Here is a 14,037-nt window from a genome sequence, read left to right on the forward strand (position 1 = left end):
CAGGAACGCGAAGATGAGCACTGACAACAATGCAGGTGTAATGCTGACGACGACGCTGGCCGACATCTACACCGCCCCAGCTGGCGGGGCAAAGATCAGTTTAATCCAGGTGGCAAACACCCATGCGGAAAATGAGGTGGACGTTACCGTCGTCTGGTCGAACGCCAGTGCGAGCAATCTTGAGATACCGTTCTGCTCCAATTCTCCCGTTGCCGTTGGTGACGGGCTCTCGGTGCAGGCTGGCGGCATGATCCTGAAGCCCGGCGACAAGATCCGGGCTCGTGCCTCCGCAGCGAGCAATGCCGCCATCACCGTTGCTGTCATCGAGGGCTGACATGAGCAGGTTTAAGCGTATCGGCGGGCTGTCGCGCCTGAGCGATCGGCGCGGTGGAGGCGGAGGTGGCGCGCAATATCCAGTCATGGCCGCACAGACGACAGGAACAACGACGTCAGGGAGCTTAACGCTTCCAGCCCATGAGGTAGGTGATCTTCTGGTCGTTTTCCAGAGAACGATTGGCTCAGGTCTGGTTTTCCCCTCTGTCCCAAGTGGGTGGACGGAGCTGTACAGTGTTGGGACAGGGGCTACTCAGCTTCGCTGTTTGTGGAAATACTCGGAGGGTGACACAGCCTTCACAGCAACCGCGACAAACATCGGCACCCTAGCCGTCGTATTTAAGAATGCGGAGATCGGCGTTTTTTCCACACCTGCTGCCTCTACCGCCAATGAGATATCCTTCCCGCGCCCACCAGGATTCGAGTTTGGGTCGTATCAGCTGATTCATATGGTCGGGCATGACGATAACAACTCGAACTTGATCCGTGCGAGTGTTGTTTACGATCCTAGCCTGGCACTTAACCGGCGCTATACGTCCCTGTTCGTCGGTGGGCCGGGGCCTGAATTCGTTAACAGAACCACACCTGGCATAAATACCGCCACCACGAGCGCCAAGCGCTGGTGCATCATAGAAGTGAGGGCAAAGTCATGACCCTGTACTCCCTCAGCAGTTCCCACCCCGCACCGCTTCCCTTTCGCATTATCCTCTCCAGTGGGGAGACGCGCACCGATCCGGCAACCATCACGCCTGCCGAGATTGCGGACGCTGGCTATGTCGAGGCACCGGCAAAGCCGACCTTCGATCCGGGAACGCATCAGCTTGGTTGGGATGGGATGAACTGGACGGTGACGGAGCTGCCACCGCCACCCCCACCGTTGCCAGATGAGGTGGATGCGGAGCGCGACCGACGAATTGCGGCGGGCTTCATCTTCGAAGGCAAGCTCTACCAGTCGCGCCCGGAAGATCGGGAAAATATGGCAGGGGCATCGGTCGCTGCACTTGCCGCGATGGTCAACGGTGTTGAACCCGGCGACTACCGCTGGCATGGCGGCGACAGCGACTTTGCCTGGATCGCGGAAGACAACAGCCTGACCCTGATGGACGCGCAAACGATGTTCGCGCTTGGCCAAACCGCAATGGCGCACAAGCAGGCGCATATCTTCGCGGCCCGCGCCTTGAAAGATGCCGACCCGATCCCGGCGGATTACGCTGACGACAGCTACTGGCCGTGAACAGCCTTTTTTCTTCACAAGGTGTCGCGTTAGATAAAGAGAACGGGGAGCTTGAAGCCCCCCGTTCCATCAATTTAGTGAAGCTGGCGCTAATTAGAACATACCGAAGTCGACCGAACCAAGCCCCACAACGTTGTTTGCAGAAAGAACAGCACCGTTCAAATCCACAAGTAGGCCCTCGTCTCCATAGAGGTACGTGGAGCCTTGGAACTCGAATTGGGCGTAGGCAGCGGTACCTAGAATCGCATCCACATTATTGATTGCCTCAAACAGCGATTCAGCTCCGTCAACAGCGTTGTTGACAGCGTGCTGAGCAGCAAAGCTTCCATCAAAATTGTTGAAGCCAGCCAGCGCCAGTACGTCTGAACCGTTGCCAAAGTCAGTGATGGTAGTGAAACCAAGACCGTCAGCAAACCCGTCATTGGCGTCATTGAATAAGATGTTGGTACCTTGAATAACAAAAGTGTCGCCACCGGCACCGCCAGTTAGGACGACATCGCCACCGAGGACGGCAGGAGCATCTTCATCCGGATCAGCAGGGGAGACATACCCCAGGATGATTGTATCGTTGTCAGCACCGGCGTCTATGGTCAGTGAGCTTTCCCCGCCATTCGCCATTACAACAACGGTGTCTTTACCAGCGCCCGTCTGGATCGCAGCGTCGTTTCCAAAGCGAGCAGTCGCGATCCCAATCGCATCGTTTCCGGAGCCACCGATTACAGAAGTAAGAGAGAGTTCGCTTTCTGCGCCCATCATCGCGGCCATTATGCCGCCTGTGGATCCCGAAGCGTTGATGGTCTCAATATTGCTAAAACCGTTGCCGATTTGGAGGAGTGTGTCTGTCGAAAGCGACAGATTAAGCGTCTTGATACCGTCCGCGCCGCCAGCATCTTCAATTTCTAGGTCCAGGACGGCGAGGTCAACCGTAACGTCGTCTTCGTCTCCAATAATGATTTCAGTTTCTACCAAGCTGCCGGAAATCGATAAGGCATCAAGATTGTCGCCTTCGATGACGATGGAGCCACCGAGTTCAACATCGTCGAACGCGATGGCACCGGACGCACCGGTGAACCCGACCGTGAGATCTCCTTCGGTTTCAACGTCGCGGAAGCCGGCTGCGGTCCCAGCTCCAACCCCGCTCACGTTTCCAGCGCCACCAATCTGCCAGATCTGCTGAGCACCCTGGAAGCCGGCAGCATTAACAGCAAGGCCGTTCTCATTCAGGATATTGATGATTTCTACGTTCTTAACGGTAGCGCCGGTAGGAACGGCGACCTGAACATCAGCGGCCCCGCGTGCAATGATATTCATCGTGTCGACGCCATCGCCGCCATCAACGCTATCAAACTGGTTCAGCGAGCGGTCGGTCAGGCTGCCACCTGATTTCGCATTGAAGGTGTCGTTGCCGTTGGTGCCGACGTAGGTATCAATATCGGTAGTGAGGTTGAAGGTGTCGCCTGGTACGCTGTGGTCGATCTCAGGAGCGCCCGGACGATCTTCGAACTGGCCGTGCATTACGAAGTGAGCATAGGCTTCTTCAGCAGTGTCGATGCCAGCTTCGCCGAGGTCCGAGTTCAGTTCGACGTAGGTTTCCCAATCGAAATCAGCGAACGCCGGGAAGGAAGCGCTAGGTGCACGGCCTTCGTTCACGCCGTGGGTGAGATAGTGCTCGAACGGGTTGACGCCAGCGGCAGCAACGTCGGTGTTGGCAGCCAGATATTCATCGGTGTTGAAGATGGCGTTCGGGTTTGCACCTTCGTAGCGGCCATGGTTGTTGTAGTGCTGCTGAGCGAACTCATCCCAGGTCAGGCCGGTCGAGCCGGCTGTGGCGACGAATGCCTGGAACACGTCCGGGCGGTGCGTCAGATAGTAGGTTGCATCAAATTGCATCGACATAAGTTCTCTCTCCGTAGTCGTGGTATCTTGACGTCAAGCATAGAGGTGGTGGGATTTTGCCTCCCCCGACCACTACGTTTCACTGACAGTTTGCATGCTAGTTCAGTGAAATTGGTACCAGTTGCCGAAAGAAGAGTATTACGCTTAGCGAGTAATGATCCCTGCTTTGGGCTTCTGTATTCGTGGATTTATTGATTGGGCAGAGGCGGGTTAGTCTTCCCCGAAGATCATCTTGTAGGCTACGGGCTCGTAACCCTCGAGCATCTTCATTGCGAAGACCCGTGGATGGACGTTGAGGATTTTCGCCCAGAGTTCCCAGCGTTCCGGGATGATCCGGCCCTGACCGAGCTCAATCTGGGAGATGTAGGTGTAGTAAAGAGAGCCCACCTGTTCTGCGACTTCTCTTTGAGTAAGGCCAGCTGCCTCACGCTGTTGCTTCAGCCAGCGACCAACCTCGGCGCGATTTTCATGACGATCAACGTCGCGCAAATCTGCACTTACCCTTCCTCTTGCCATTTATCCCTCCGTCCCAATCAATACTTGATGGCGCTAGAAGAAGCACAGAAAAAAACAAGAGTCCACTAGAAAAGAGACCGGCTAAAACTAGTACATATGAACACTGTAATCTTTCGTTGTCCGGATACCTACCGAGGCCATGTCGTAGCTGATCTAAACGTGAATCATTTGACAGCAGCGCGCGCTGATTGGGCAGCGTCTGGTATCTATGAGCGCGCTCAACTGTAAGCGAAAATGCTGGAGCGACTACGCCAAGAAAGCCAATTAAATCAATTGCACCGAAGTCGAGCCATGCTAGGTTACTACAGCAGGAAATGGAGTTTTGTTAGTTTTGCTCGTGATCTGCAATAGATGAGCGCGTTAACTAATAGAGGTCCTCGGCTGGAATTCTTGCTGCTGTTTTTTGAGCGTATAACTCCGGTATCTGCTGTAGTGGTTTTCAGGCGTTTTCCGGTGTTTGAAGGATGTCGGAGCCTTTCAGGCGCGCCTGCGATCACAAAACTTTTCAGATTGAGAGACTTTTCCGCTGCTGGAGCCACGCGAATGATTCCGGTGTGGCGCATTAAGACCCGGCTTTTTCGGAAGCCATAACGACAGGTGACTGCCCTTGAGTGCGCCGCGAAATCGCGTGGCCGAGGGCAGCTTGTACTCGGTTCCCTCATAAAAAGGATTGACCCATGGACCGCAACTTCCAGCGGGCGCTTCCGCTCGTCCTCAAACACGAAGGTGGCTTCGTGAACCATCCGGCAGATCCGGGTGGCGCAACCAACAAGGGCGTGACGCTGGCGTCGTTCCGCGCCTATGTGAAGCCGAACGGCACGGTTGATGATCTCAAGGCCATCACCGATGCGCAGGTCGCTACGGTCTATTACCGGCACTACTGGTCGGCGGTGAATGCGCAGGCTCTGCCCTCTGGCATCGACTACGCCGTCTTTGACTTTGCGGTGAACAGCGGACCGGCTCGCGCGGCCAAGTATCTGCAGGCGGTTCTCGGTGTGACGCAGGACGGGCGGGTCGGGCCTCAAACGATTGCGGCGGCCGAAAAGGCGAATGCGCGCGATGTGATCGATGCACTTTGCGACAACCGGCTCGCCTTCCTCAAGCGCATCAAGAACAAGGGCAAGCTGATGTGGGACACGTTCGGCAAGGGCTGGTCGCGCCGGGTCGAAGATGTGCGCAAGACCGCTCAGCTGATGGTGGGCCATCCAGCGGACATCAAAGAGGTGGTGCGGGAAGTTTCTGTCCCGGTCGACAAGCCCACGGTTCCGGTGTCGGTCGAGAACGAGGTCAAGCAGAAGACCGGGCTGTGGTCCTGGATCACTGGCCTGTTCTCGTCCGGTGCTCTCGGCCTTGGCTGGCTCGCTGGCATGGACTGGCAGGCGATTGTTGCGATCGGCGGCGTGGTGCTCGTCTTCCTTGTCGTCATCTTCCTGATGCGCCGGCAGATCATCGCCGGGGTCAAGGAGATCCGTGAGGGGCTGGCGTGATGCTGACCCTTCTGTTTTCCCGCACCGGGGCAATGGTGGCGGGCATTGTCATAGCGACGCTGATTGCCGTCTGGGCAGTCACTGCAGCCTATCAGGCAGGCCGCAATGCCGAGCGAACTGCCGCTCTCACTACCTCCGTCGAGATCCTGCGCGAAAGGAGCGCCATCGATGACCAAACACGCAGCATGGACAGCGGCAGCCTTTGCCGGGCTCTTGGTGGCGTCTGGGTGTCAGACGAGCGTACCTGCCAGTGAGTGCGATGGCTGGCGCAAGCTGAACCCGTCTGCGGAGACGCGGGCGTTCATCATCGAGCGTGACCGGCCCTTCGCGGAAGAGGTCGCGTCTCACATCGGGTTCGGCACACAGCGCGGCTGCTGGTAGCTTTCAACAGGGGCTGGGGCATTGGCGCCAATGAACGAACTCAACCGAGCGATCGGTGAACTGACGGCAGAAGTGCGCGGCCTTCGCCGTGACGTTCAGGAAGACCGGCAGACTTCTGCGAAACATCGCCAGGGGGTGCGCGAGGAGCTCTCGAACATCGTTCTGCGGCAGACGCACCTCGAGGCCGATGTTTCATCGTTAAAGCATAAGGTCGATGCGCATGAGCAAGTGACCGTCGAGATCAAGACCCTGCGGACGAAGGCGGAAGGGGCAGGGACGGTTGGACGGTGGCTGATCCGCTTCGGGATCGGCATCGTGACCCTCGCGGGTTGGATCGTGGGGGCCTACACGTGGCTTACGGGAAGGCCGCCGCCTTAAACGCAAGTACCAACCCTAGCCTATTCCTTAGCTTTTGGGGATGAGACTGCCCGCTTAGGGCGACGAGTGCGACCGAGACCCAATTCCCGGACCAATTGGGAGCGCTTCTGCGCGTATCCGGGAGCAACCATCGGGTAATCAGGCTACTTCATCATCCAGTGCGCCCCGAACAATCGCCCCATAGGGGCGAGAGTTGGCGAAGAGTTGCTCATCCGGCTAGAGGCCTGGGTTGTGAGGGTGGGATGCTCCACGTTACTGACGGGCTGGCCTCTCCTTAACGCGATGCGCCAAACGAGCTTCTGAAGTTCTTACTTACATATGGCATAGAGTTGTGCGATCTCGTCTCGGATGGGCGTATTAGAGTCATTAACCCGAATACGTATGGTAGACGATGTTGTTGGGAGCACTACAGGATTGCCATCGTAGAGCTCACGAAGGACGAGGGCGCCTTCATCTTCGAATTCGTATCGAAGCGACGCTGGATATTCGAACCCCTTACCGCCCGTGACTCGTGACAGTTGAGTCGTTAGTGTGCCACGGGTGAGCTTTATCAGAGCTGATCCATCGTCCTGCTGTTCTACTTCGTCCTGAAATACTTCAAGCGACAGCGACAGTTTCTCGCCTGGCACGCAAGCGAAAGTCAATCTTTCCGATCCCAAGTCATATTCGTTGGATGAAACCCTGCAGGCGTGCCACTCCATTTCAGCCATTGACTGATGTTGTTTGAGCCCCCAGCAGATGCCTGATTCGCGTAGATTAGTGGTGTCTCTTTTTGCGCAGGCATCATCTGTTTCAGGCCCGGGACGCCCCCCGCGACAGGCGTCTTCTAGATCCCGGTAGTCGGCGATGAGGTCTAACTGCTCATCTGTTAGAGGCCGCTCAACGTCCGGCGGCGTTAGCGCGAATGCCGCTCTTGCTTCAATGCCATTAAATTTGACTTCCTCAATGACGGGTTGAGTCAACCTATAGGTTACATGTTCGGCAGCCTGAGCGCTGCCAGCGATCCCGTATGAGACGCAGATTGTGGCGACTGCTACAGCAACCTGACCGATGTGCTTGACCGAATATCTAAGCAATGTGCTCTCGCTCTGAAATATGACTGTTCTTATGAGCGAAATAGTCATGAGGTCGGGACTAAAGCAACCGCGGCGGAAGGGCGGCGAAAAAAAGAAGCCCGCGCCTTTTGCGGAGGGCAGCGGGGCTTCTAAAGCGCGTGAGGAGACGCGCATCTTGATCGTGCGCGAGCGTGGTTGCTTAATCGTTAAAGCAGCAGGCTCATCTCAGGCTCGACCGGCAGGAGCACCAGGTGCTCATCCGGCAGGGGTCGCTGCAGGGCTTTCGCCGCCTCCTATGTGCCTTGTCGATCCCGTTGCCCTCAGCTTACCGGATGCGCCTGGAGCAGGCTGGCGACCCGGGTGGGCGGTCACATGATCCAGAGACCGCTATCATCCGCTCGGATCGTACGATCTTCATGGAAACCGTGGTTCAGGAAGTGATCGAGCGGATTAACATTCGCATAAGCCACGTCTGGATTGCTCCCCAGGTAATCCGAAAGATCCATCCAGGCAGAAGGATCTCGGCCCTCCTTCCATCCGTAAGTTTGGAAGTGCTCGTAGGCGCTGCTGATCAGCCCGGCATCAATAGCACGAGCTACATCCGGGTTCTGATCAAGGTACCAAGCATCGTCGAACAGCACGTTCGGGCTCCGGCACTCTGATTTGCCGTGCAGGAGATAGTGCTCATATGCTGAGGAAAACGCTCCTTGTTCAACCGCCTCGGCGACGTCCTGGTTCTGGGACAGATAGAATTGTTCGTCGAATGCGAGTTGAGGCAGTCGCCCCTCCGAGGCCCCGTGAAGCAAGTAGTGCTCCAAGCCGCTAGAGAACACACCGTCTGCTACGGCTTGAGCTACGCCAGGATTTAGAAGGAGATAGGCCGCTTCGGGAAATTGATCCACATTGGGAGCATGTGTCGAACCGATCGGCGGATTTAAGATCTCGACCCGATCATTAAACCTTAGCAACTCAACGTTCTTTAGAAGATCGGTACCAAAATCAGGGTGACTGATGGTCACCGTGCCGTCAGGATTCCTGGTGATGGTGACATCAGCCCAATCTGCCTCAATCCTGAACACGTCGACCCCATCGCGCCCGTCAATGACGTCGTCTCCAGGAGTGCCGCGCAAGAGGTCTGCGCCAAGAGTGGCAGGGGCAGGTGGCTCGGGTTGCGGGTCCGGCGCAGGAGACAGGTTCTCGACTGTCATCGTTAACGATTGTGTCGCCTGAAGTGCGCCGCCGCTTCCGGTGTTGCCGCCATCATTGATGACGACTGTCAAAGTCACGGTCGCGGAGGCTCCCGGAGCGGACCGGTACGACAGCTGTTCAGATGCAATGAACGAATTGATGTCGGTCAACGTGCCGGTGAGGGTGAGGGCAGACGGTGTACCGCCGATAATCACGCCGTTGCCGCTCATTGCCGACAGACTTCCTGCGGGAACCGAGACCGTAGCCGTCATTAGGCCGGTACCCGCATCGATGTCGGCAAAAGTTATGCCGGTTATGATGCTTGGCCTGTCGCGAACGACTGACAGATCAGCTGGCAAAATGATTGTCGGGGCATCATTTACTCCGGTCACATTGAGGGTGATCGTGGCGGAGTCCGTTAAGGGCAGGTCCGTACCACTGCCCTTATCGTCTATCGTCACCGACATCGAAACACTGCCCGTCGCGTTAAGCGCTGTCGTGTAAGTCAGCTCACCTGCGGCAATAAAGGCATTGAGGTCCGTGATGGTCCCGCTCAGGATGACCGATCCGGTTCCGCTGCCCGCAACCGTTACTTCAGCCCTTTCCTGCGCGGAGAGAGTGCCACTGGCAACACTGAAGGTTGCAGTAACTGGCGTGCTTCCAGCATCGACATCACCGAAGCTGATGCCCGTGATTGCCGATGCCGCATCTTCAGTTACGGTAACTGCGGGTGGAGCAGTGAGAGTGGGGGCATCGTTCACCGGAGTCACAGTGAAGTTGATTGTCCCATCAGCTGGGCCTGTGCCTGCCGCGTCTCTAATACGAACGGAAATCGAGAAGTCTTGATCGTAGTTCTCGGAAGGGCGGAAGGATACCGCTGCCAAAGCAGCATTTACGTCAGCTACGCTTCCCGCTACCTGCCAGACGCCTGTCGCGGAATTAAACGTCGAGGTTGCGCTTCCATAGGTGCCTGTACTCAACGAACCGGCGCTGGGTTTAAGCAGCGTCATCGTAGCGGTGATCGTCTCACCTGCGTCGGGATCCGTGACAACGATGTGGTCAAGAGCGACGGCGGTGCCATCCTCGACTGCCGTTTTCGCCTGCGCGAGGTTGGTGGCTGTAGGTAGCGTATTCACACCCTCGACGGTGATGCGCACGGTTCCTGTATCAGTCTTTCCGGTCGAATCCGAAACTGTGTAGGTGAATGTGACCTCGTCGGTTTGTCCGGTACTCAAATGGGCGAACGCTCCCGCATCACGAAAGTCGAGCCTGCCATCTTCGCCAATTTTGATCTCTCCGCCCCCGAACAGCGACATCCATTGGTCTGGCGTGAAGGCCATTCCGTTGATCTCTGTCACGGACAAAGGATCGACGATTCCAAATTCGCCGAGGTTGTCGAGATCAGAATCATTGCTGAGGATGTTCTTATTTACGAGCTCTTGCCCAACCCGAACGTTGAAATCATCGTCTCCCGCTACGGGGGCGTCCTCTAGCTCATTGTCATAGAAAATCGTTTGGTCGATTGCGGTGCCAGGTTGGAAGCCCAACGTGATCCAATCCAACTGCAGAACCTTGGTCGCCGCCGTGTATGTGGGCGTCTGAACAAGGTTTACACCATTTACCGATCCTGCGTGCTGGAAAGATCCAGGAGCTACTCCCTCTGGTGCCAAGCCCTCGATCTTAATGCGGATCGCGCCCGGTTGTGCTTGCCCCTCATACGAAGCATAGATGGAGTTGCCGCTGATATCGACGATAACTCGGCCGTCAAATAGACCGTTGGGTCCCGGGACTGGCTCTATAGTCCCGTTTCCGTCTGTATCAGACAGAATACGTGTAGAGAAATACGCATCGAGTTCGAGGCCTGCGCCGACGGTGATTGGAGTGGAGGATATCGGTATCGGATGTTCGAACCAACCTTGAAGTTCAAGTGTGATGGTTACCGACATTCCTTCGAGGGTCGCGGCCATGTTACCTCCCTATATCGCACAATCGTGCCCTTGCGCGCTGGAGTTGCACTGGCGGATAAATCCTTATGCCAATGATCAGAACGCGGAATTTTGCTTCTGCTACAAATTGGTCAGTGTCAATATTCAGTGGCAGCGAAATTTACCGTCGGACCAGACTACGGTTGCTCTGTCGCCCCAGTCCAAAAACCAGACAGCGTCCATAGCTATCCGCGTGAGCATCAAGGGTCGGAGAGCGACAGGCGGACCGAAGCAAAGGTTCCGGCGCCTTGAGGCATGAGGCTTATCCTCCGCGCCAACGAACGGAACCGCCTCAGCGCTTTCGAGTTGACGTTCCTCAATAGGAGGACCTCTCATGGTCACTAAAAATCGGGAAGAAAAAACTCATCGCGGACGTCCGCCGAAGGGGCCTGAGAAAGATGCGCAGGGCCAGTCAGAGCAAAATCACAAGGGCGGATCTAATGACGGCGTTTCGAGCGCTGATCCTCGGGTGATCTCCGGCAAAGACGATGGTGACGCAACGTTTCCTCTAGATCAGGACGAAGGTAAGCGAGACTGATCGGGTGATGGTCGGCCTGTTCCGCGCTGCTGGTCTCGGACGCCACGGTGGCGGAACTATGTAAAGCATCGGCCAGAAAAAAGACCCGGCGGTTGCCCGCCGGATCTCTTCAAACCAACTGTGAAAGTTGATTAGAAGTTGCGCTGGAAGCGCAGGCCTGCACGCCACTGGTCGACCGAAACCGAGTCGCCGGTTGCGATTTCAGTTGCGTTAGCCTTGGTGTAGCGAACTTCCGGCAGGATCGCGAGGCCGCTAACCGGGGTCCACTCGAGACCACCGATGACTGCGAAAGCGTCGTCCAGCTCAGCGCCAGCAACGATGACACCGTCATGAGCCTCAAACCACTGCACCGAAGCGCGTGCGGTCAGGGTGTCGGTCAGCTTGCCACGGACGTAACCAAGCACGGAGTACTCGCTCGAACCCCAAGCGCCGAATGCGCCTTCAGCGAAGTTAGCGCCGTAGTGGTTGACTGCGCCGCTACCGTACTGGAACTGCAGGCCGACGGTGACCGGGTTGAAGACGACTTCAGCAGCGATCTTTGCGCCCCACTCGTCACGAGCGTTGTCGTAACCAGCCGAAGCAGCAACTACGCCCCAGCCCTGGCTGTAGCGAAGAACAGCTTCGAAGTTCGGGTCGAACTGGCTGGTGATGCCTTCAACAGCTGCGACAGTGGCGCTGAAGCCGTTGCCTGCATTGAAGGTGTACTGGACGATACCGGTGTTGGTGTTGCCGTTGTTGCCACGGACGCCGCCCCAGATGCCGCCATTGTGCAGGCCACCAAGACCACGGCTGTGGTACGGGGTGTCGGTCTTACCAACGAGGAAGGTGCTCGTGCCGTTGTCCAGCGAGATGTAGGCGTGAGCCAGGTTGGTGCTCTGTGCGCCGTTGATGGTGAACGCGCCGTTGCTGCCCCAGTTGAACTCGATCTCAGCGTAGCTGGTCAGCGTGCCCCACTCGGTCGAGTTCTTGGCGGTGAAGTTCGGAGCGAAACGAGCGAACTTGCCGAACGTGTAGTCCGAGCCTTCGTTCTTGTTGTACTCCATCTGGTAACGGAGGTAACCGCCGATCTTCAGGCAGGTCTCGGTGCCCGGAATGTAGAAGAAGCCGGTGCCATAGGTGTCGCAGATGCGAACATATTCCATTGGCTCTGGCTCAGCGATGATGATCGCATCAGCAGCCTGAGCCGAAACAGCGACTGCAGCCGCTGCAGAGCCGAGAAGAAGGCTCTTGATATTCATGGTGTCCTCCAGTCCAAAAAGTGTCGTGGGTAAAACAAGCCCGGATGGGCAGTTATGAAAGAATGTGCGTCTCGCCCCTCTTTCTGAGTGCAGTGATCCTCAAATGCTCAGGGACTATCAAGCGCGGGGCATGTAATTTGTCGCTGCGTCAGCTTGTTCGCGCCGCGGTTGTGGCAAAAGCGCCACAATTCTGCCTAGTAATAAAAAGCTCTAGACAACTCGCGCTTCCGCATGGTCATTTGTGGCCTCGACCTCCAACGTCGATCGCCCCTTGAGTTCGTTTCTCTTCAGAATCGCCTCAGGGGGCTTTTTTCAGCTTTGGCTTGCTGTTGCCTTGATCCCAACCCAACCCAACCCAACCGAACGTATCGGCACGGCCATAGTGACCGCCCCCGTCGAGGCGGAAGTACCTCACGCCTGAAGATCCGTTCGCTGATCGGGTACGGCCTTCTTCTGAAAAGCGGACACAGCCCTCGTTGGCTCAGGGCGCAGGTTCATTTTGTGTGGGGCAATCTTCCTAAAAAGCCTAATGATTAGGTGATGTGAAAAGTGTCCCACCGTTCGCCTAACTATCTGAAAATAGTTGATTATTAAACTCCGGCCAGGGGCACCATTTCCCAAGAACAACGATCGAGTTGGGCGCTGCTTGTCGGGCAGGTTCGCTGGTGCCGCTCAATGTGCTTGGCGGTCATCAATTCATCGGGCGTCTTCCAGCCCCGGTGCCAGGCAACTCTCCGGGCTGCCTCAAACATCTCTGAAAACCGGAGGCTCGACCTCAGTTGAAGGGCTTGCGGTGGCCGGACTATGCAAAGCATCAGCCAGAAATAAAAAAGACCCGGCGGTTGCCCGCCGGATCTCTTCAAACCAACTGTGAAAGTTGATTAGAAGTTGCGCTGGAAGCGCAGGCCTGCACGCCACTGGTCGACCGAAACCGAGTCGCCGGTTGCGATTTCAGTTGCGTTAGCCTTGGTGTAGCGAACTTCCGGCAGGATCGCGAGGCCGCTAACCGGGGTCCACTCGAGACCACCGATGACTGCGAAAGCGTCGTCCAGCTCAGCGCCAGCAACGATGACACCGTCATGAGCCTCAAACCACTGCACCGAAGCGCGTGCGGTCAGGGTGTCGGTCAGCTTGCCACGGACGTAACCAAGCACGGAGTACTCGCTCGAACCCCAAGCGCCGAATGCGCCTTCAGCGAAGTTAGCGCCGTAGTGGTTGACTGCGCCGCTACCGTACTGGAACTGCAGGCCGACGGTGACCGGGTTGAAGACGACTTCAGCAGCGATCTTTGCGCCCCACTCGTCACGAGCGTTGTCGTAACCAGCCGAAGCAGCAACTACGCCCCAGCCCTGGCTGTAGCGAAGAACAGCTTCGAAGTTCGGGTCGAACTGGCTGGTGATGCCTTCAACAGCTGCGACAGTGGCGCTGAAGCCGTTGCCTGCATTGAAGGTGTACTGGACGATACCGGTGTTGGTGTTGCCGTTGTTGCCACGGACGCCGCCCCAGATGCCGCCATTGTGCAGGCCACCAAGACCACGGCTGTGGTACGGGGTGTCGGTCTTACCAACGAGGAAGGTGCTCGTGCCGTTGTCCAGCGAGATGTAGGCGTGAGCCAGGTTGGTGCTCTGTGCGCCGTTGATGGTGAACGCGCCGTTGCTGCCCCAGTTGAACTCGATCTCAGCGTAGCTGGTCAGCGTGCCCCACTCGGTGGAGTTCTTGGCGGTGAAGTTCGGAGCGAAACGAGCGAACTTGCCGAACGTGTAGTCCGAGCCTTCGTTCTTGTTGTACTCCATCTGGTAACGGAGGTA

At 56.8% G+C, this 14,037-nt stretch carries 12 protein-coding genes; 6 read left to right on the top strand and 6 right to left on the bottom strand.

Annotated elements, in window-relative coordinates; all coding sequences use genetic code 11:
- Positions 1-13 precede the first annotated feature (13 nt).
- Complete coding sequence (locus IOD40_RS12665; protein WP_198476910.1) at positions 14-334, top strand: hypothetical protein; 321 nt, start codon at positions 14-16, stop codon at positions 332-334.
- Positions 335-982: 648 nt separating this feature from the next.
- Positions 983-1,567: a DUF4376 domain-containing protein gene (locus IOD40_RS12670; protein WP_198476911.1), complete on the top strand. Its 585-nt coding sequence runs from the start codon at positions 983-985 to the stop codon at positions 1,565-1,567.
- Positions 1,568-1,660: 93 nt separating this feature from the next.
- On the opposite strand, the gene IOD40_RS12675 is transcribed toward IOD40_RS12670, so the two are convergent.
- Together IOD40_RS12675 and IOD40_RS12680 are read right to left on the bottom strand one after the other, a co-directional pair.
- Positions 1,661-3,463 carry a hypothetical protein gene (locus tag IOD40_RS12675; RefSeq protein WP_198476912.1) on the bottom strand — a complete coding sequence of 601 codons (1,803 nt, stop codon included), beginning with the start codon at positions 3,461-3,463 and terminating at the stop codon, positions 1,661-1,663.
- Between the two features lie 210 nt (positions 3,464-3,673).
- Entirely contained in the window at positions 3,674-3,979 is a 306-nt protein-coding gene (locus tag IOD40_RS12680) for a helix-turn-helix domain-containing protein (RefSeq protein ID WP_198476913.1), read from the bottom strand.
- Between the two features lie 677 nt (positions 3,980-4,656).
- Here IOD40_RS12680 and IOD40_RS12685 point away from each other — a divergent pair.
- The 3 genes from IOD40_RS12685 to IOD40_RS12695 all read left to right on the top strand — a co-directional run bounded on the left by IOD40_RS12685 (position 4,657) and on the right by IOD40_RS12695 (position 6,225).
- Entirely contained in the window at positions 4,657-5,466 is an 810-nt protein-coding gene (locus IOD40_RS12685; protein WP_198476914.1) for a glycoside hydrolase family 108 protein, read from the top strand.
- Positions 5,466-5,720 carry a hypothetical protein gene (locus IOD40_RS12690; RefSeq protein ID WP_198476915.1) on the top strand — a complete coding sequence of 85 codons (255 nt, stop codon included), beginning with the start codon at positions 5,466-5,468 and terminating at the stop codon, positions 5,718-5,720. Before IOD40_RS12685 ends, IOD40_RS12690 begins: the two co-directional genes overlap by 1 nt.
- Before the next feature lie 157 nt (positions 5,721-5,877).
- A complete protein-coding gene (locus IOD40_RS12695; RefSeq protein WP_198476916.1) occupies positions 5,878-6,225 on the top strand; it encodes a DUF1515 family protein in 348 nt (115 codons plus the stop codon).
- 308 nt (positions 6,226-6,533) lie between these two features.
- Here the strand turns inward: IOD40_RS12695 and IOD40_RS12700 are convergent, their stop codons facing one another.
- Both IOD40_RS12700 and IOD40_RS12705 read right to left on the bottom strand, forming a co-directional pair.
- A complete protein-coding gene (locus IOD40_RS12700; RefSeq protein ID WP_198476917.1) occupies positions 6,534-7,454 on the bottom strand; it encodes a hypothetical protein in 921 nt (306 codons plus the stop codon).
- Positions 7,455-7,648: 194 nt separating this feature from the next.
- Positions 7,649-10,435 (bottom strand): Ig-like domain-containing protein, encoded by a 2,787-nt coding sequence (locus tag IOD40_RS12705; protein WP_198476918.1) that lies wholly within the window; start codon positions 10,433-10,435, stop codon positions 7,649-7,651.
- 352 nt (positions 10,436-10,787) lie between these two features.
- Here IOD40_RS12705 and IOD40_RS19870 point away from each other — a divergent pair, with 352 nt between their 5' ends.
- Positions 10,788-10,991, top strand: coding sequence for a hypothetical protein (locus tag IOD40_RS19870; RefSeq protein WP_210336888.1), 204 nt, complete (start codon positions 10,788-10,790; stop codon positions 10,989-10,991).
- Positions 10,992-11,122: 131 nt separating this feature from the next.
- Here the strand turns inward: IOD40_RS19870 and IOD40_RS12710 are convergent, their stop codons facing one another.
- Complete coding sequence (locus IOD40_RS12710; RefSeq protein ID WP_198476919.1) at positions 11,123-12,229, bottom strand: porin; 1,107 nt, start codon at positions 12,227-12,229, stop codon at positions 11,123-11,125.
- 881 nt (positions 12,230-13,110) lie between these two features.
- Positions 13,111-14,037: porin (locus IOD40_RS12715; RefSeq protein WP_198476920.1), on the bottom strand; the 927-nt coding region annotated here is incomplete at its 5' end.

Source organism: Aquamicrobium zhengzhouense (assembly GCF_016124105.1).
In the GTDB taxonomy this organism is placed as follows: Bacteria; Pseudomonadota; Alphaproteobacteria; order Rhizobiales; family Rhizobiaceae; genus Aerobium; species Aerobium zhengzhouense.

Bases quoted from the DNA above. Each gene is read 5' to 3' on its own strand.
- IOD40_RS12685 (WP_198476914.1), top strand. From the start codon at position 4,657: ATGGACCGCAACTTCCAGCGGGCGCTTCCGCTCGTCCTCAAACACGAA.
- IOD40_RS12695 (WP_198476916.1), top strand. From the start codon at position 5,878: ATGAACGAACTCAACCGAGCGATCGGTGAACTGACGGCAGAAGTGCGC.
- IOD40_RS12710 (WP_198476919.1), bottom strand. From the start codon at position 12,229: ATGAATATCAAGAGCCTTCTTCTCGGCTCTGCAGCGGCTGCAGTCGCT.
- IOD40_RS12680 (WP_198476913.1), bottom strand. From the start codon at position 3,979: ATGGCAAGAGGAAGGGTAAGTGCAGATTTGCGCGACGTTGATCGTCAT.
- IOD40_RS12675 (WP_198476912.1), bottom strand. From the start codon at position 3,463: ATGTCGATGCAATTTGATGCAACCTACTATCTGACGCACCGCCCGGAC.
- IOD40_RS12665 (WP_198476910.1), top strand. From the start codon at position 14: ATGAGCACTGACAACAATGCAGGTGTAATGCTGACGACGACGCTGGCC.
- IOD40_RS12700 (WP_198476917.1), bottom strand. From the start codon at position 7,454: ATGCGCGTCTCCTCACGCGCTTTAGAAGCCCCGCTGCCCTCCGCAAAA.
- IOD40_RS19870 (WP_210336888.1), top strand. From the start codon at position 10,788: ATGGTCACTAAAAATCGGGAAGAAAAAACTCATCGCGGACGTCCGCCG.
- IOD40_RS12690 (WP_198476915.1), top strand. From the start codon at position 5,466: ATGCTGACCCTTCTGTTTTCCCGCACCGGGGCAATGGTGGCGGGCATT.
- IOD40_RS12670 (WP_198476911.1), top strand. From the start codon at position 983: ATGACCCTGTACTCCCTCAGCAGTTCCCACCCCGCACCGCTTCCCTTT.
- IOD40_RS12705 (WP_198476918.1), bottom strand. From the start codon at position 10,435: ATGGCCGCGACCCTCGAAGGAATGTCGGTAACCATCACACTTGAACTT.